At 32.6% G+C, this 18,127-nt stretch carries 20 protein-coding genes and 1 tRNA gene; 9 read left to right on the top strand and 12 right to left on the bottom strand.

Annotation, left to right across the window (positions count from 1 at the left end; all coding sequences use genetic code 11):
- From ACE01P_RS22440 to ACE01P_RS22430, 3 genes are all read left to right on the top strand, one after another.
- On the top strand, positions 1 to 669 hold the full coding sequence (locus tag ACE01P_RS22440; RefSeq protein ID WP_379701287.1) for a response regulator: 669 nt from the start codon (positions 1 to 3) through the stop codon (positions 667 to 669).
- Positions 670 to 813: 144 nt separating this feature from the next.
- Positions 814 to 981: a hypothetical protein gene (locus ACE01P_RS22435; RefSeq protein WP_379701285.1), complete on the top strand. Its 168-nt coding sequence runs from the start codon at positions 814 to 816 to the stop codon at positions 979 to 981.
- 68 nt (positions 982 to 1,049) lie between these two features.
- Positions 1,050 to 1,853 carry an endonuclease/exonuclease/phosphatase family protein gene (locus ACE01P_RS22430; RefSeq protein WP_379701283.1) on the top strand — a complete coding sequence of 268 codons (804 nt, stop codon included), beginning with the start codon at positions 1,050 to 1,052 and terminating at the stop codon, positions 1,851 to 1,853.
- Positions 1,854 to 1,855: 2 nt separating this feature from the next.
- On the opposite strand, the gene ACE01P_RS22425 is transcribed toward ACE01P_RS22430, so the two are convergent.
- From ACE01P_RS22425 to tgt, 10 genes are all read right to left on the bottom strand, one after another.
- Positions 1,856 to 3,115, bottom strand: a complete 1,260-nt coding sequence (locus ACE01P_RS22425; RefSeq protein WP_379701281.1) for an asparagine synthetase B — start codon at positions 3,113 to 3,115, stop codon at positions 1,856 to 1,858.
- Positions 3,116 to 3,463: 348 nt separating this feature from the next.
- The gene (locus tag ACE01P_RS22420; RefSeq protein ID WP_379701280.1) at positions 3,464 to 4,129 is read right to left on the bottom strand and encodes a response regulator; all 666 of its coding nucleotides are present in this window, start codon (positions 4,127 to 4,129) and stop codon (positions 3,464 to 3,466) included.
- A 117-nt stretch (positions 4,130 to 4,246) separates the two neighbouring features.
- Entirely contained in the window at positions 4,247 to 5,038 is a 792-nt protein-coding gene (locus tag ACE01P_RS22415; protein WP_379701278.1) for a sensor histidine kinase, read from the bottom strand.
- Positions 5,039 to 5,061: 23 nt separating this feature from the next.
- On the bottom strand, positions 5,062 to 5,694 hold the full coding sequence (locus ACE01P_RS22410; protein WP_379701277.1) for a hypothetical protein: 633 nt from the start codon (positions 5,692 to 5,694) through the stop codon (positions 5,062 to 5,064).
- A 23-nt stretch (positions 5,695 to 5,717) separates the two neighbouring features.
- Entirely contained in the window at positions 5,718 to 6,068 is a 351-nt protein-coding gene (locus ACE01P_RS22405; protein WP_379701276.1) for a hypothetical protein, read from the bottom strand.
- A gap of 139 nt (positions 6,069 to 6,207) precedes the next feature.
- Entirely contained in the window at positions 6,208 to 7,752 is a 1,545-nt protein-coding gene (gene dnaB / locus ACE01P_RS22400; RefSeq protein ID WP_379701275.1) for a replicative DNA helicase, read from the bottom strand.
- A gap of 140 nt (positions 7,753 to 7,892) precedes the next feature.
- Positions 7,893 to 8,846, bottom strand: a complete 954-nt coding sequence (locus ACE01P_RS22395) for an acetyl-CoA carboxylase carboxyltransferase subunit alpha (RefSeq protein WP_379701274.1) — start codon at positions 8,844 to 8,846, stop codon at positions 7,893 to 7,895.
- Positions 8,847 to 8,958: 112 nt separating this feature from the next.
- Positions 8,959 to 9,849 (bottom strand): DMT family transporter, encoded by an 891-nt coding sequence (locus tag ACE01P_RS22390; RefSeq protein ID WP_379701273.1) that lies wholly within the window; start codon positions 9,847 to 9,849, stop codon positions 8,959 to 8,961.
- Positions 9,836 to 10,924, bottom strand: a complete 1,089-nt coding sequence (locus tag ACE01P_RS22385; RefSeq protein WP_379701272.1) for an LptF/LptG family permease — start codon at positions 10,922 to 10,924, stop codon at positions 9,836 to 9,838. The genes ACE01P_RS22390 and ACE01P_RS22385 overlap by 14 nt, the downstream gene beginning before the upstream one ends.
- A 95-nt stretch (positions 10,925 to 11,019) precedes the next feature.
- On the bottom strand, positions 11,020 to 12,150 hold the full coding sequence (gene tgt, locus ACE01P_RS22380) for a tRNA guanosine(34) transglycosylase Tgt (RefSeq protein ID WP_026727521.1): 1,131 nt from the start codon (positions 12,148 to 12,150) through the stop codon (positions 11,020 to 11,022).
- Between the two features lie 395 nt (positions 12,151 to 12,545).
- Here tgt and ACE01P_RS22375 point away from each other — a divergent pair, with 395 nt between their 5' ends.
- The 3 genes from ACE01P_RS22375 to ACE01P_RS22365 all read left to right on the top strand — a co-directional run bounded on the left by ACE01P_RS22375 (position 12,546) and on the right by ACE01P_RS22365 (position 14,973).
- The gene (locus ACE01P_RS22375) at positions 12,546 to 12,848 is read left to right on the top strand and encodes a hypothetical protein (protein ID WP_379701271.1); all 303 of its coding nucleotides are present in this window, start codon (positions 12,546 to 12,548) and stop codon (positions 12,846 to 12,848) included.
- 241 nt (positions 12,849 to 13,089) lie between these two features.
- Entirely contained in the window at positions 13,090 to 13,941 is an 852-nt protein-coding gene (locus tag ACE01P_RS22370; RefSeq protein WP_379701270.1) for a transketolase, read from the top strand.
- Between the two features lie 78 nt (positions 13,942 to 14,019).
- Positions 14,020 to 14,973, top strand: coding sequence for a transketolase family protein (locus ACE01P_RS22365; protein WP_379701269.1), 954 nt, complete (start codon positions 14,020 to 14,022; stop codon positions 14,971 to 14,973).
- Between the two features lie 211 nt (positions 14,974 to 15,184).
- Here the strand turns inward: ACE01P_RS22365 and ACE01P_RS22360 are convergent, their stop codons facing one another.
- Positions 15,185 to 16,327 carry an FKBP-type peptidyl-prolyl cis-trans isomerase gene (locus ACE01P_RS22360; protein WP_379701268.1) on the bottom strand — a complete coding sequence of 381 codons (1,143 nt, stop codon included), beginning with the start codon at positions 16,325 to 16,327 and terminating at the stop codon, positions 15,185 to 15,187.
- A gap of 79 nt (positions 16,328 to 16,406) precedes the next feature.
- Here ACE01P_RS22360 and ACE01P_RS22355 point away from each other — a divergent pair, with 79 nt between their 5' ends.
- Together ACE01P_RS22355 and ACE01P_RS22350 are read left to right on the top strand one after the other, a co-directional pair.
- Entirely contained in the window at positions 16,407 to 16,805 is a 399-nt protein-coding gene (locus ACE01P_RS22355) for an RNA-binding S4 domain-containing protein (protein ID WP_379701267.1), read from the top strand.
- 111 nt (positions 16,806 to 16,916) lie between these two features.
- Entirely contained in the window at positions 16,917 to 17,417 is a 501-nt protein-coding gene (locus tag ACE01P_RS22350) for a phosphoribosyltransferase domain-containing protein (protein ID WP_379701266.1), read from the top strand.
- On the opposite strand, the gene ACE01P_RS22345 is transcribed toward ACE01P_RS22350, so the two are convergent.
- Positions 17,409 to 17,927 (bottom strand): shikimate kinase, encoded by a 519-nt coding sequence (locus ACE01P_RS22345; RefSeq protein WP_379701265.1) that lies wholly within the window; start codon positions 17,925 to 17,927, stop codon positions 17,409 to 17,411. The genes ACE01P_RS22350 and ACE01P_RS22345 overlap by 9 nt on opposite strands.
- Before the next feature lie 126 nt (positions 17,928 to 18,053).
- On the opposite strand from ACE01P_RS22345, the gene ACE01P_RS22340 reads away from it, so the two are divergent.
- A tRNA-Lys gene (locus ACE01P_RS22340) sits at positions 18,054 to 18,126 on the top strand.
- Position 18,127: the final 1 nt, after the last annotated feature.

The following is an 18,127-nucleotide window of genomic DNA, read 5'->3' as shown; positions in this document are numbered from 1 at the left end:
ATGTTCAAAAAAGTTTTAGTTGCCGAAGATCTAGATAGCATTAGCATTGCAGTTGTTCAAGTACTTGAAGAGTTAGAAGTTCCCGTAATTCATCATGTGAAGTATTGTGACGAAGGCTTGCTTAAAGCAAAAAAGGCATTGGCTGATAAAGAACCTTACGATTTATTGATTACCGATTTATCTTTCAAATCTGATCATAGAAAAGTAGATTTAAGTAGTGGTGACGAACTTATAGATGCTATCAACAAAGTTCAGCCAAAAATTAAAAAAATTGTTTTTTCTATAGAAGACAAAAGCTACAGAATTAAAACTCTTTTTAATGAACTAGGCATTAATGCTTATGTAACTAAAGGCAGAAATAGTATTACCGAACTTAGAAATGCTATTGAAAGTACATTTAACAACGAAGAAAAAATACTTTCATCAGATTTGTCATTTAATTTTAATGATAAAGCATTAATCGAAATTGAGTCATATGATATTTCAATTTTAAAACTTTTGTCTCAAGGATATATTTTAGAAAGCATTTCTAAAGAGTTTAAAGATTTATCTATAACACCAAACGGAACAAGTAGTATCGAAAAAAGAATAAATAAACTAAAAATTTACTTTAAGGCTAACAATAATGTCCATTTGATTGCCATTGCAAAAGATTTTGGGTTAGTGTAATTTTTACGCCACTTTACGGGTTTCCGTAAGGATTACACTTTTTATACCGCTAAATTTGTGATAATCTACTAACGAGTAATGAAACCAAAAAGTAAAGCTAGTATTATATTTTCCCGAATTAATACTACACAAAATAGAATAGTTATGAAAACAATGTTACTTTGCCTCTTTCTATCAATGAGTTTCGCTGTTATTTCTGAAAAAACTGGCTGGCTAGAAATTGATTGGAAAATAATATTTATTCCTGCATTATTAGTATTGCAAATTATAATTATCGGAACGGCACTAAAAAATCGATACAAAAAACATTAATTAATTTTAAGAAAGGCTTAATTATTGCATGAAAAGAAGATTCATATCTTAGTTTCACTCCATTTTACATGAAAAAAATTCTCAGCCTTCTCTTATTATTATTTACACTTTTATCTTTTGCGCAAACCAAAATCCTATCATGGAATTTACAGAATTTTGGAAAATCTAAATCTGCTATACATTTAAATTATATCGCCAAAACCGTTTCTAATTACGATATAATTGCCATTCAAGAAGTTGTTGCCGGAAACGGAGGCGCTCAAGCTGTGGCAAAACTTGCAGAATTACTTAATCAGAAGGGAAATAAGTGGGACTATAAAGTAAGTGATCCTACTTCGGGCAGCAGTTATAAAACGGAACGCTACGCATTTATTTGGAAAACTAATAAAGCCAAATTAAAAAATAAACCTTGGCTTGAGAAAAAATTTAGTTTAGAAATTGATCGCGAGCCCTATTTTGCTACATTTGAAATCAAAAAAAAGACAATCACTCTTGTCAATTTTCATGCAATAACACAAAAAAAGCAGCCTGAAACCGAAATCAAATATTTCAAATTTTTACCCAACGAATATCCTGATTTAAATCTAGTCTTTTTAGGTGATTTTAACTGTCCTGAAAAACACACTGTTTTTAATCCATTAAAAAAAATGGGATATGCTTCTGTATTGAAGAACCAAAAAACAACTCTTAAACAAAAATGCAAAAACAACATTTGCCTTGCATCAGAGTTTGACAATATCTTTTATAAGACTTCAAACACACAAATTCGCAATTCTGGAATTATTAAATTTTACGAAGACTTTGATTCTCTCCAAAATGCAAGAAAAATATCAGACCATATTCCGATTTGGTTTGAATTTTCGCTAAACTAATTTTAGGTTTTAAGTTTCTTTTTTCTCGCCGCAGGAAATAAAACATTATTTAAAATCAGCCTATAACCAGGCGAATTAGGGTGCAAATCTAAAACCGTTGGTGGATCTCCAACCTGATGTTGAAAATCTTCTGGGTCATGTCCTCCAAAAAAAGTAAACATCCCCTTCCCTTTTTCTCCATGAATATATCGTGACTCGCCATTTAATTCGCAAGTTCCCATAATCAAAATATTCGATTTTATTAATGAAGTATCAAATGAAGTGGTCTGCCCCATAAAACCTTTTACTAACTGCGTATGATTTTGACATAGCATACTCGGAATTGGGTCCCATTTTGCAGAAAATTCCATTAATGTAAAATAATCTTTGTCCATTACTACGCGTCTTTTAGTCGTCATATCAATATCCGAAAACTCATAGACTTCTGGTCTTCTTTCTAAAGTAAAATTCTTGAAAGCAAAAGAATTATTATAATTTAATTTTGATTGATAATTAGATTCACTAGGATCTCCGTCAAACATAGTTTCACAAATATCTACTCCATCAGCAGCAAGTGCGATATCAAAACTATCTGTTGCTGAGCACATAGCAAACATAAAACCACCTCCAATAACAAAATCTCTAATTTTTTTTGCAACTGCTCCTTTTTCCTGAGATACTTTTTCATATCCAAGTTTTGCTGCCAAAGCTTCGGCATCTCTTTTTTGGTCAATATACCAAGGTGTATTTTTATAAGCTGCGTAAAACTTTCCGTATTGTCCAGTAAAATCTTCGTGATGCAAGTGAAGCCAATCGTACATGAGCAACTGATCGCTTAAAACTTCTTCATCATAAATTGGCGTAAATGGAATTTCGGCATACGTTAGAACCAAAGTTACAGCATCATCCCAAGGCTGTTTCCCTTTTGGGGTATAAACAGCAATTTTTGGCGCTTTTTCTAAAATAACAGATTCCATATTTTGAGAAGGACTCGAAATTTCATTTAAAATAGAGGCCTGCTCGCTATCTGAAATTACTTCAAAACTAACTCCTCTTATTTTGCATTCTTTTCTAATTTCATCAGCATCAGGAAGTAAAAACGAACCACCACGATAATTTAAAAGCCAACTTGCTTTATAATCTCTACTTAAACACCAATAAGTAATGCCGTACGCCTTTAAATGATTTTGCTGCGTCGATTCATCCATCGGAAGTAAGATAAACGAAGCCCTTGCATTAAATGTCACTAATAGTATAAAAATGTAGAATAAACTCTTATTCATCAGAAAATTATTTTAGTAAAGATATAAAAGGCACTGGCAAAAAAAGAACCCTAAGAACCTTTTCTGACACAATAGAATGTTAAATAAAAAAAAACGCAAAAAAAAGATGATTTTAAACCACTAAAAAACAGGTAAAAACACCTGTACTACGATAAGATATTCTATATAAATTTGCTTTCCCAGGTTCATAAAACTAATCGCTGCAAAAATAACCAACTATGAAGTTTAATGAAAGTAATAACCAACAAAAGGGTCTGAATATGATTCAGAAAATAGGTTTATGTGTCCTAGTGATAACAATTATATTGTATTATGTATTGTCAATTCAGTTTTTGACAGCATAATACTTTAAAGCGTTAAAACTGCCAATTCATTTTGGATAGCATAAACAACCAAACCAGCGATGTTTCGTGATTCTGTTTTAAGCAATAAATTATTTCTATGTCCTTCGATTGTTCTGGGACTTAAAAAAAGATGTTCTGCAATCTCTGCCGTAGTTTTCTGCTGACAAATTAATTGTAGAATTTCAATCTCACGAGGTGAAAGGAAATTAGTTTCTAAGCCACCTCTTGTATTTTTAGGAGAAACTATTGTTTCTTGAATTGTTTTTAAAACATTTTCATTATAATAGAATCCTTTTTTTGCTACTTCGTTGATTGTATGAATTAAATCTTTTGGAGTCGTATTTTTAATTAAGTAGGCAACAGCTCCGACCTGAATCATATTTGCAATAAAAGATTTGGTGTCGTAGCTTGTCAATGCAATAATCTTAATATCAGGAAATAGCTTTCTAATAATTTTAGTAGCTTCTACTCCATTTAAGACTGGCATCTTTAAGTCCATTATGATTATATCGGGCTTAATTTCTCTTTCGTGCAATTGAGAAATGAGTTCATCACCATTTGATGCCTCAAAAATAACATCAATATTTTCTTCTCTCTGCAGTAAAAAAGAAATTCCTTTTCGAAACAAAATTTCATCATCTACTAGAGCAATTTTAATAGGAGCATTCATCTTATTAGATTTTGGTCGTTTAATTTGGTTTATCGAAATTACAAAATATGATTTAGAAAAAGTCTAAATACCCTAGTTTTATTGACCAAAAACCTTAATAAAATTGTTAAATCAAGTCTAAAAAGTAAAATTTACAGCAATTCCTTTATTAATTTCAGAGTTAATTTCTATTGTTCCTTCCAAAAACGATATTCGGCTATCAATATTCTTCATTCCTAAACCTTTCTGATTTTCCGAATTTGAACTATCAAAACCAACACCGTTATCTTCATAATCGCAAGTCTTTATTCCTTCTTTATTGGCAAAAGAAATCCATATTTCTGATGCTTTTCCATGACGGATTGAATTGTTCATGAGTTCTTGCAAGATTCTGAAAACGTGTAAATGTCGATCTATGTCTTTATCATCAAAGTCAATTTCGTTTTTGTAATGCGTTTTAACCGATTTACTGCTTTCAAACTCACCGCATAACTCTTCAACACCTGCATGCAAGCCAAACTTTTCAAAAACTGGCGGCAACAAATTATGAGCAATCTTTCTAGAATTTTCTAAAGCTTTGGTAGTTAAGTTGATTATGTTTTCTGTAATTTCAGCAGTTTCTGATTCCGTAAGATTTGGTGCTGTGAGCAAGTGACTGTTTAAGGAAACAATATTTAATTTTGAACTAATATCATCATGAAGATCTTGTGCAATTCTTTTACGTTCTTCTTCTTGAGTCACAATAATAGCATGCAATTGTTCCTTTTGATATCGAAGTATTAAATCTATTTTCTCTAATTCTTTCTGAATGATTTTTTTTCTAGAAAAATAAAAGAATATAATTAATGCGATTGCAACAATTATAAAAAACAAAGAGATATACAATATGATAGTAACTAATTCTTTTTCAGAGATTGAATTGGTGTTCATAATCTATTTTTTAGTAAAACAAATTAGCTTTCTATAGCGTTTTTATAAAAACTTACCTTCCATTCATATAATATAACTAATTGATATACTAAAAATAAAAAAGCATTTAATTTCCACGAAAAGTATTTAACGTCCAAGCTTAATGTTAAGGTTAAGTTTCCAATTAAATATAAAACAGTAGATCCGAGCATAAAAAAAATAACCGCAATTGTTATATAATAATAAACTTTATTTTCTGTAAGCATGTTGTAGAAATGTAACAGGCCAAAAATGACACAAAACAAAGAAGTTAAAGTAATAGCAAATAAATTAAATTTTAAAAACTCCGCTGGTTCAATAAGAAATTGAACGCAAAAAATTAATATTCCTATCAATAAAATACTTTTTACAAATATTTTTTGGCGTTTAACTTTTATCAATGAATTATAAAAAAGGCCTAATAAAATCATTTGACCTATGATAAAAATATTAACTAAAAATAAATTATTAAAATGTAAGTGATAGAGCAACTCCATTGAAATCTGCATTGAAAATGCAAAAAATAAATAGGTAACAAAAAAACCATTAACTTTTTCCTTACGGAAAAAGCTAATGGAGTATAATATTAGATTAATTAATAAAATCAAATAACCTGAGTAAATTAAAAAATCAGCCATTTTTGAGATAATAAATTAAAAAATCAAAAAGGAGGGCTTGGTCTAGTACCATCGTATGCTATTTCTTCAGCTCCTTCACCGCCTCCTACACCATCTCCTGTTCCATATACATTAACCCATTTCTTAGTTTCTTTATCGTATTCTGCACCAACAAAAACTAATGTTTTTTCATTTTGATCGTTTATACCCAGATAAGCCCAAACAGCTTCTGTCTCAAGTTTTAATACTTTCTCTAAACTTTCTCTTGGTATTAAGAAAGCTTTTAATTTTTTCTTAGAGTCTTCAATAGTGGTATCATCGTGATATCTTTTTTCCCACGCTTTTGCAGTTGTTGCCGAAATCTGGATAGGTCCCGGAAAAGTTTCTTCATTCATAATTTAAATTGTTAATGGTTAATAATTAAAAAAAAATTTAATAGTTTATAATTGGTTTAGCTAAACTACTGATTTTTTATGAGAAGATTAACTTCAAAACATAAAAAAAACCTTAATAATTTAAGGCTTTTTATTTTTTTTAGAATGGAACATCGCTGTCGTCATCGTCATCATTTAAATTACTTCCGAAAGCTTCATTAGCTGAAGGGAGATTATTAGTAACAAACGGATTATCATCATGATTCATTTTTGACGGCAAATCATCATAACTTCCCGTAAATTCATCAAGATTGTCAAATTTTCCTAAGTGCCCTAAAAATTTCAAACGAATATTTTCAATACCCCCGTTACGGTGTTTTGCGATCATAATTTCAGCCTGACCAGCAGTTGGCGAAGCCTCTTCATCATCCCATTCCTCAATTTTATAATATTCTGGTCGGTATAAGAACGAAACGATATCGGCATCCTGCTCAATCGCTCCAGATTCACGAAGATCCGAAAGTAAAGGTCTTTTACTTGATCCACGCGTCTCAACGGCACGCGATAACTGAGAAAGTGCAATAACCGGAACGTTAAGCTCTTTTGCCAAAGCTTTTAAGTTTCGGGAAATTGTCGAAATTTCCTGCTCACGATTTCCTCCTCCTTTAGCATTTCCTCCTGCAGTCATCAACTGCAAATAATCAATAATGATGATTTTAATACCATGTTGCGACGCTAAACGACGGCATTTTGCTCTTAAATCGAAAATAGAAAGTGAAGGAGTATCATCAATAAACAAAGGAGCTTTCTCTAAATCTTTCACTTTAGTACTCAACATTGTCCATTCATGAGCCTCTAATTTACCTGTACGCAGTTTTTCTGAAGACAATCCTGTTTCAGAAGAAATCAACCTGGTAATTAACTGAACAGATGCCATCTCCAGAGAGAATAAAGCTACTCCGTGACCATATTGGATAGCAATATTTCTGGCCATAGAAAGTACGAATGCCGTTTTTCCCATCGCAGGTCTGGCTGCAATAATAATTAAATCACTCGGCTGCCATCCAGAAGTAAGCTTATCCAAGTTATGAAAACCAGTTTCTACACCACTCAATCCCTCTTTTTTAGAGATCTCTTCAATTTTCTTTTTAGCTTGTAAAACTAAACTTTGTGCGGTTTCAGAACTACGTTTGATATTTCCTTGTGTTACCTCGTATAATTTAGATTCGGCTTTATCTAATAAATCAAAAACGTCTGCGCTTTCATCATACGATTCTTCAATAATTTCAGAAGAAATTCTAATCAAACTTCTTTGAATGAATTTTTGAAGAATGATACGAGAGTGAAATTCGATATGGGCCGAAGACGCAATTTTCTGCGTAAGCTGAATCAAATAAAAATCTCCACCAGCAATATCTAATTTTCCGTTTTTCTTTAACTGAGTCGAAACGGTTAAAATATCGATTGGCTGCGTTTCGGTAAAAAGTTGTAAAATCGCTTCAAAAATATGTTTGTGTGCATCTTTGTAAAACGCATCGGGCTGCAAAATATCAATTACATCATCTACCCCTTTTTTATCAATCATCATTGCACCAAGCACAGCCTCTTCTAATTCAACAGCTTGCGGTGGCAATTTTCCTTTTTCTAAATTGATAATGGTGGTTTTGTCGACCTTAACAGGGTTTAAGTTTTTGAAATTTTCCATATAGCGAAAGTAGCAAAATTTAAAAAAATTCTACTATCGAGTTATAACTATTAGTTGTTTATAAATTTTATTTTTTTGTTCATAACCAAAAAAAAATCCGAAACCGCAGGGCTTCGGATTTTTAATCATTAAATATGAATTTACTCTTTATACTCGCCCATATTACTGTATTTGTCCATTCTCTGGGCAATTAAGTCAGCTGTTGATAAGTCTTTCAATTCATTGTATCCTTTAGTGATGTATTCTGCTACCGTTTTGAAAGTAGTTTCACGATCATAGTGCGCTCCTCCTAATGGTTCTGGAATAACATCATCAACTAATTTTTGTTTTTTCATGTCAGAAGAAGTTAATTTTAAAGCTTCTGCTGCACGCTCTTTATACTCCCAGCTTTTCCATAAAATAGAAGAGCAAGATTCTGGAGAAATTACAGAGTACCAAGTGTTTTCTAACATATAAACTTTGTCACCAACACCAATTCCTAATGCTCCACCAGAAGCACCTTCACCAACAATAATCGTGATGATTGGCACTTGCAAACGAACCATTTCGAAAATATTTCTAGCAATAGCTTCTCCTTGACCTCTTTCCTCAGCTTCAAGTCCTGGGTATGCACCCGGAGTGTCTACTAAAGTAAGAACTGGAATTCCGAATTTCTCAGCCATTTTCATCAAACGCAAAGCTTTACGGTATCCTTCTGGATTTGCCATACCAAAATTACGATACTGACGTGTTTTAGTATTATATCCTTTTTGCTGACCAACAATCATAAACGACTGTCCGTTTATTTTACCAAGACCACCAACCATCGCTTTATCGTCTTTAAAACCTCTGTCTCCATGAAGTTCTAAGAAAGTATCTCCGCAAATTGCTTTGATATAGTCTAAAGTATAAGGTCTATTTGGGTGTCTTGACAATTGTACCCTCTGCCAAGCCGTAAGGTTTTTGTATATATCTTTCTTAGTCTGCTCTAATTTCTTGTTGATTTCCTTGCACGTTGGCGTTACGTCAACGTCAGATTCTTTTCCAATAATAACGCACTTTTCTAACTGGTCTTCAAGTTCTTTAATTGGAAGCTCAAAATCTAAATATTCCATGGATTTTTGAATTTTGTTTGTAAATCGAACCGCAAATATAAAAATATTATATCATTGGCGAAGTTAATTGTTATTTAAAGTATAAAAATGCAATTTAAAAATAAGTAAACTATTACAAGTTTTCTTTCTTGTTCTGATAATGTTTGAAAACACCGTTTAGAATAACTGTGATGATAATTATAACAGCTCCGATGTAAAACTCAACACTCATTTTTTCTTTTCCTCCCAAGATAAAATAGGCCAAAACAATCCCATAAACTGGCTCTAAATTAGTGGTTAACATTACTGTATAAGGCGTTAATCGCTGCATCACTTTTACAGAAGCTGTAAACGCATAAGCTGTACAGATTGAAGCCAAAATCAATAATAAAACCCAGTTATTTAAAGACAATTCGAAGAAATCTGCTGTGAATTTTCCTTGAAATAAAAAATAAATCGTGATGAAGAAAACACCTGCTCCAAATTCATAAAATGTAATGACTGAAGGTTCGTGATCTGAAATTAGTTTTCCATTCATTAAGGTAAATAAAACTCCTAAAATGATGGCTGCCAAAGCATAATAAACGCCTGTAAGGTATTTTATTTCAACTTGAAGAATCAATCCTAAACCTGCAATAATTATTAGCCCAAAGAAAACTTCGTACCAAAGTACTTTTCTTCCATAAAACAAGGGTTCTAATAATGAAGCAAAAAATGCTCCTAATGAGAATATGGAAAGCGTAATAGAAACGTTGGAAACATGAATTGCTTTGAAGAAGAAAATCCAATGCAAGGCAATCAATAATCCGACAAAAATCAATTTAAAAAATTCTTTTATCGGAACTTGAAACGATTGTTTTTTAAATGCAATAAATCCGCCAAGAAAAATCATGGCAATTAGCATTCTATACCAAACCAGATTATCGGCATCAATAGTAATTAAAGCGCCCAGAATGGCCGTAAAACCCCAGATAAAAACAATTAAGTGAAGATTTAAATAACTTTTTAAATTATCGTTTCGCATTACGTAATAAGTAAACTGCTAAAATTCCGAAAACAATATTCGGGAACCAAACAGCTAATAAAGGTGAAAATGTAGATTTTTCGGCAAGTGTACCAAAGATTTTGTCAAAGAATACAAATGAAAACGCAATTGCAATTCCAATCGCAAGGTTCATTCCCATTCCGCCACGGCGTTTCATAGAAGAAACCGAAACCGCAATAATCGTCAAAATAAATGCTGAAACAGGAATACTGTATTTTTTATAAAGAACAACCAAATAGGTATTAATGTTTCCTGAACCTCTTTTTCTTTCTTTTTCAATAAAATCAATCAGTTTGCCTAAAGTCAGCGTTTCAGCAATATAAACTACTGGCGTTAAATCGGCCAATTCAAATTTAAAAGGAACATTTTTTTCAGGAGATTTTTCAATAACATCATTCAATTCTCCAACCGTTCTTTTAGTATAATCGTATAAAACGTAAATCTTCTTTTTAGGATCCCATTTGATACGGCTTGCGGTAATTTTATAAGTCAATTTTTCTTTTTCAAAATGTTCTAAAGAAAAGTTGAAAGCTGTTTTAGATTCTTCGTTAAAGCTGTTTACAAAAATGAAATCATGATCGTTAATCTGTCTGAAAACATTCGTATTTTCACCTCGCATGAGTTCCTTTCCGTTTCCTTTCAGATAGGTATATCTAAAATTATTGTAGCCTTCACTCGCTGCAGGAACAATAAAAAATCCCATCAGCAATACAAAAATCGAAACGATTGTTGCACCAATAATATAAGGACGCAAGAAACGCGTATATGAAATACCAGAACTTAAAATCGCAATAATTTCTGTATTGTTCGCCAGTTTTGAAGTAAACCAAATCACCGATAAAAACAAGAATATCGGAAACAGCGAATTAATAAAGTAAATCGTGAAATTGTAATAATAGAAAGCAATATCTCCAAACGGAATCTTGTTTTCAAGCATTTTATTTACCTTTTCAGAAACGTCAATTACGATTCCGATTGGCGCAAATAAAAGAAGCATCACAGAAAATGTTCCGAGGTATCTTTTTAAAATGTATTTATCTATTATCGACAACATATTAAATTATGAATTATGAATTATAAATTATGAGTTAATGAAAATGAAATCTTATAAGCTAACTTATAATTCATAACTCATAATTTATCACTCTTTTAAAGTCTTTGACTCATATTTTTAACCATCATTTCTTTCCATGGTCTAAAATCTCCGGCTAAGATATGTTTTCTTGCTTCACGAACCAACCACATATAAAAACCAAGATTATGAATGGTTGCAATTTGTTTTCCTAAATATTCATTCGCTGCAAATAAGTGACGCAAATATGCTTTTGAATATTCTGTATCCACAAAAGTATGCCCCATTTCATCAATTGGAGAAAAATCTGCTTCCCACTTTTTATTTTTGATATTGATTGTTCCGTTTGCTGTAAACAACATTCCGTTTCTTGCATTACGCGTTGGCATAACGCAATCGAACATATCAATTCCTAACGCAATATTTTCTAAAATATTTATCGGAGTTCCAACGCCCATTAAATAACGAGGTTTATCTTCTGGAAGAATTTCGCAAACTACTTCAGTCATTGCGTACATTTCTTCAGCTGGCTCACCAACAGAAAGTCCACCGATTGCATTTCCTTGCTGCCCAGCATTTGCAATATATTCAGCCGACTGGCGACGCAAATCTTTATACGTACTTCCTTGAACAATCGGAAAAAACGTTTGTTCGTAACCGTATTTATAAGGAACTTTTTCTAAATGATTAATACAACGATCCAACCAACGGTGCGTCATGTGCATCGAACGCTGTGCGTAGCGGTAATCGCAAGGATAAGGCGTACACTCGTCAAAAGCCATAATGATATCAGCACCAATTGTACGCTGAATTTCCATTACATTTTCTGGTGTAAAAAAGTGGTAAGAACCGTCAATATGCGATTTAAACTTCACCCCTTCTTCCTTAATTTTTCTGTTTGAAGAAAGAGAATATACTTGATATCCTCCAGAATCGGTTAAAATATTACGATCCCAGTTCATGAATTTATGCAATCCACCAGCTTTTTCAAGAATTTCGGTCTGTGGACGCAGATACAAATGATACGTATTTCCAAGAATAATATCCGGATTAATCTCTTCTTTAAGTTCACGCTGATGTACTCCTTTTACAGAAGCAACAGTACCAACTGGCATAAAAATAGGAGTTTCTATAACTCCGTGATCTGTTGTAATACTACCCGCTCTTGCCTTAGACTGCGGATCTTTTTGTAATAAATCAAACTTCATCTGTTTCTTTTTTCAGAGCGCAAAGATAGTTTAATTTCAGGGAAATTTTATGAATTAGAAAATTTGTCAATTAGAAAATTAGCTAATCTTTTCTTAATTTCAGATTCTATGTTTTAGAATTTGGATTTTCGCATTTGAAATTGATTCATTTGGGCGTTCTCCGCCGCGGCGGACCAGGCTATCCACTATATCTTTTGCTCCAGTAAGTTTAGTTTTCAATTTAGAACTTTTTCATGTCGCAAAAGGATGCCGTTCCTATCCCTAACGCAAACGTCGTTGTAAGTATAAAATGTAAAAACTGCAATTTCTATCCTTTAAAATATAATATCATAAACGCACTGATTTTGTAACTTTAAAATCATAAAACAATATCAACAATTAAAGTCTTAGAAATCATGATAAACGCAGATGAAAAATTAGATCAAATCAAAGATGACCAAATCGAAAGAAATCTTGAAAACATGGATTATCCAGCAAATGAAGATATTTACAATCAAGATAATAAACTCGAAGACATCAATCCTGAAGAAATTTCGGGAGAGCGAATCATTAATCAGAACAATCACGAATGGAAACAGAATAGTGACAAAATCGGAAATGATTTAGATATTCCTGGCGCCGAACTAGACGATGAACAAGAAGAAATCGGTTCAGAAGACGAAGAAAACAATTATTATAGTGAAAGCGATTCCGAATAAAATTTCTCTTTCATCCAAAAACTTAAAAATCTTGCATTTGCAGGATTTTTTTATTTTTTAAATTAAAACTGTAAAAAACACACTTATAAAAATTTAAAAAGCAAAACTTGCGTTATATTTTTTTTCATAATGTAAAAAAACTTGCGAAATTTAACAATTGCTGTAAAACTAAAGCAAAAAATGATTTGTCTCCCCGCAAAATAACGTTTACTTTTGCTACAGTTTAACCTTTACATATAAAATGAAGCCTAACACACAACAATTAAGCGATTTAACGATCCAAGTAAGAAGAGATATTCTTAGAATGGTACATGCTGTAAACTCTGGACACCCAGGTGGTTCTTTAGGTTGTACTGAATTTTTGGTAACACTATATCAAAACATAATGGACCGCAAAGAAGGTTTTGATATGAATGGAATTGGAGAAGATTTATTTTTCCTTTCAAATGGTCATATCTCACCAGTATTTTATAGCGTCTTAGCACGTAGCGGATATTTCCCTATTTCAGAACTTGCAACTTTTAGATTACTAGATTCTCGTTTACAAGGACACCCAACAACTCACGAAGGCTTACCTGGAGTACGTATTGCATCTGGTTCATTAGGACAAGGTTTATCTGTAGCTCTTGGAGCAGCGCAAGCTAAAAAATTAAACGGTGACAATCACTTAATTTATACTTTACACGGAGACGGAGAATTGCAAGAAGGTCAAAACTGGGAAGCAATTATGTACGCATCTGCAAAAAAAGTAGACAACTTAATCGCAACAGTTGACGTAAACGGAAAACAAATTGACGGAACAACTGACGAAGTTTTAGCAATGGGAAGCCTTCGCGCAAAATTCGAAGCTTTTGACTGGGATGTTTTAGAAATTAAAGAAGGAAATAACATCGATGCTATCATCGCTGGATTGACTGATGCTAAATCAAGAACAGGAAAAGGAAAACCAGTTTGTATTTTATTATATACTGAGATGGGTAATGGTGTAGACTTTATGATGCACACACACGCTTGGCATGGTAAAGCTCCAAACAATGAGCAATTAGAAAATGCATTAGCTCAAAACTACTCTAAAGATCAAGTTGACTATTAAAAAAGTGCTCAGTACCAGTGTTCCATTTTCAGTTTAGAAAATTAGTCACTTAGAACTTAGCATCTCAAAAAATAAAAAATGAAAAAACACGAAAATACAGGAAGTAAAGATACTCGTTCAGGTTTTGGAGCGGGAATGACTGAATTAGGTCAAAAAAACGAAAATGTTGTAGCATTATGTGCTGACTTAATTGGTTCATTAAAATTTGATGAATTCAAAAAAAATCACCCAGAGCGTTTTTTCCAAATCGGAATCGCTGAAGCTAACATGATCGGAATCGCTGCAGGTTTAACAATTGGTGGAAAAATTCCTTTTACAGGAACTTTCGCTAACTTCTCTACAGGAAGAGTTTACGATCAAATTCGTCAATCTGTTGCTTACTCAGACAAAAACGTAAAAATCTGTGCTTCTCACGCTGGTTTAACTTTAGGAGAAGACGGAGCAACTCACCAAATCTTAGAAGATATTGGTTTAATGAAAATGTTACCAGGAATGACTGTAATCAATACTTGCGATTACAATCAAACTAAAGCTGCAACTTTAGCATTAGCAGACCACCACGGTCCAGCTTATTTACGTTTCGGACGTCCAGTTGTGCCTAACTTCACTCCTGCTGACGAGCCTTTCGTAATTGGGAAAGCAATTATGTTAAACGAAGGAACAGATGTAACTATTATCGCAACAGGACACTTAGTTTGGGAAGCGCTTATTGCTGCTGAAAAATTGGAAGAAAAAGGAATTTCTGCTGAAGTAATCAACATCCATACTATTAAACCTCTTGATAAAGACGCTATTTTAAAATCAGTTACTAAAACTAAATGTGTAGTTACTGCAGAAGAGCACAACTATCTTGGAGGTCTTGGAGAAAGTGTTTCTGGAGTATTAGCATTACACCAACCAACTCCACAAGAATTTGTAGCTGTTAATGATAGTTTCGGAGAATCTGGAACTCCAGAGCAATTAATGGAGAAATACAAATTAAACAATCAAGCGATTGTTGAAGCTGTAGAAAGAGTTATCAAAAGAAAATAATTTTAAGTTTTCTTACTTATAAAAAAAGCCTCGAAATGTATATTTCGAGGCTTTTTTATTGCTCAATTTTTAAAATCTATTCAAGACATATTGCTTTTATTTAGAACGATAAATGCAAACATCTTTATTTCAATATTCAAAAAAAACAAACAAGCATAAAAAAGAAAGCCTCGAAATGTAAATTCCGAGGCTTTCTTTTTATATTAAACTTTTAGTTCTTTTGATAAGGATATGATTTATCAAGGTGAATTCTTAATCGTCCTGGCGTTGTATAATCTTCAGGAACATATTTTCTAGAATTCGTTATAGACTCTGGCTTAGAAGGATCTGCAAGCTCCCCTGTTGGTCTTCTTGGAATACCCCAAATCTCCGTTTCATCTACATTTGGCGTATCAGGATTATCTCCAATTGGATCAAAAGGATAGTACAAACTAATACCTGTTACTGGAGCACCTACTGGTTTTTCAATCTCAAATCTAGTTGTATAACCATCTCCATCATCATCAAAATCCATAAAATCAGGAATTCCGTCTCCATCAGTATCGTCTATTAATTCTTTAGGCAAATTAGGATATCTTGCAGTATCTCTTTGGTCATACAAATAACCATCACCATTAATATCTTCTAAATAAGATGGCACACCATCACCTACTGTTGCTTGCGAAGAAGTACTATACTCAAGATCAGATCGTTTTAAGGCAAGCAATTTAAAGCTAAAAACCAAACACGTATAAGAAGGAATCCCCTCTGGCGGATTTCCGTAATAACCTAAACCTGAAGGCAAGAACATTACTCCTGCTCCATAATCACTGTAAGTAATAGTTCCATCATCATTCGGAGCATTTTTAATTCCGGTTCTAAATTGAGGCATTATTTCTCCCCAACCATCAATTGTAGGTCTCGCCGCGTAAATATTCAAATCTAAATCAGCTGCTAATCCATATGAACTATCAAATTGCTTATTATTTAAAAAATTACCTACATAAGAAGCCTTAATTGCATCAAAATTACATGGCTTATCTCCAGAACCTTCTCTTAATTTCAAATAATAAACTCTATAAGTTACGTCATGACTATAAACATCTCTATGCTGTAGAGGATATTCCGTTTGATCCCAGATAGAAGTTTGAGTTCCTCCAGTAGGGATTTTTGAAATTTTAACATCAAAATCTGCTGTAACCTCTTCAATAAAATTAGTCTTTAAATATTGTTCAATCGAATCTTTATCTGCTTTATACTGTTCTGCATAATCCCTTAAAGGAACAACCACTACATCATCATCATCTTTTTTACTACAAGAAACAATAGCAATACCTGCAAGTAATAAAACAAAATAATATTTAAATTTATTCATTATTATCATTTTTTTAGGTGCGCAAGATACAATATTGATTTATTTTTGTAAAGAATTTAACTTGGATTTTAGAAAAATTATGAGAATAGATAAATACTTGTGGTGCGTTCGTTATTACAAGACTAGAAACATGGTTACAGAGGCTTGCAAAAAGAATCAAATCACCGTAAACGGGCAGGTTGCAAAACCTTCAAAAGAGGTGTTTCCTACTGATAAAATTACCTTTAGAAAAGATCAAATTACACAAATTATAACGGTTTTAGACATTCCGCAAAATCGTGTTGGAGCAAAATTGGTAGATATTTATCAAAAAAACGAAACCCCACCAGAAGCTTTCGCACATTTAGAAATGCTAAAACTATCTAAAGAACATTCTAGAAGAACTGGCGCAGGGCGTCCGACTAAAAAAGACCGAAGAGATATTGACGATTATGGAGATGATTTTAATGACGAGGATGAAGATCACGATGAGAATTAAATTCTAAAATCTAAATTCCAAATTCTAAGATTGGGACTTTCTTTCTCAAAATTGGAATTTGGATTTTTAATATTGGATTCTAAATTAATTACCTTAGCAAAAAAATACATTATGAGCAGCAATATAATCTTAACCAATCAGGAAATCGATCATAAAATAAAACGTATCGCTTATCAAATTTACGAGACTTTTGTAAACGAAGAAGAAGTCGTTATTGCAGGAATTGCTTCTAACGGATTTGTTTTTGCCGAAAAAATTGCTTCGGCACTTAGCAGCATTTCTACCTTAAAGGTTTCTATTTGCGAAGTGAAAGTAAACAAACAAAATCCGCAAGAAGCGATACAAACTTCATTAAGCCCTGAAGAATACAAAAACAAAGGATTAGTTCTAGTTGATGATGTCTTGAACTCAGGAACCACATTAATCTATGCTGTTCGTCATTTCTTAGACGTTCCTCTTAAAAAATTCAAAACAGCAGTACTTGTTGACCGAAATCATAAAAAATATCCAGTAAAAGCAGATTTCAAAGGAATTTCGCTTTCTACTTCTTTATTAGAGCATGTTCAAGTTGTTTTCAATTCAGAAAACGGCGATTATGCTTCTTTAAGCTAATATTTCTAAAATATCCTGAACCGTTTCTTCGACAGATTTATCATCTACCGAAACTTTATGTTTTGCTTGATTGTAATAAAAACTTCTGTCGAATAAATGTTTCGCGATAAACTCCCTCATTTCTTCCTCATTCATATTAGCAATCAAAGGACGTTTACTTTTGTTATGAACCAATCTACTATATAAGGTATCAATTGACGCTTTTAAATATATAGAGGTAACATCGTCTCCTTTTAATAATTCATGATTATTTGCGTAACATGGAGTCCCTCCTCCCAATCCGATAATATTATTTTCTGAAGATTCTAGCAATTCGACGAACATTTGGTGTTCTAATTTTCGAAAATAGACTTCTCCATGCTTCTCAAAAATCTCATTTATGGATAAATTTGCTCTTTCTTCGATGCATTTATCTAAATCTAAGAACGGAATATTTGTAATTTTTGACAAATTTTGGGCAATAGTAGACTTTCCGCAGCCCATATAACCTAATAACACAATTTTTTTCATATTAATAAAACCTTATAAACTAAGCATTTGGAAACTTTTCCAAAAAAAAGACAAATTTATGATAAAATAGCTTGGAAACTTCAAAAAAAACTCCTTATATTTGCACCCGCATTCAAGAAATTAAATGACTCGATAGCTCAGTCGGTAGAGCACATCACTTTTAATGATGGGGTCCTGGGTTCGAGCCCCAGTCGGGTCAC

Source organism: Flavobacterium sp. HJSW_4, from assembly GCF_042436695.1.
In the GTDB taxonomy this organism is placed as follows: domain Bacteria; phylum Bacteroidota; class Bacteroidia; order Flavobacteriales; family Flavobacteriaceae; genus Flavobacterium.
This window is presented reverse-complemented; position numbering and strand designations above follow the sequence as displayed.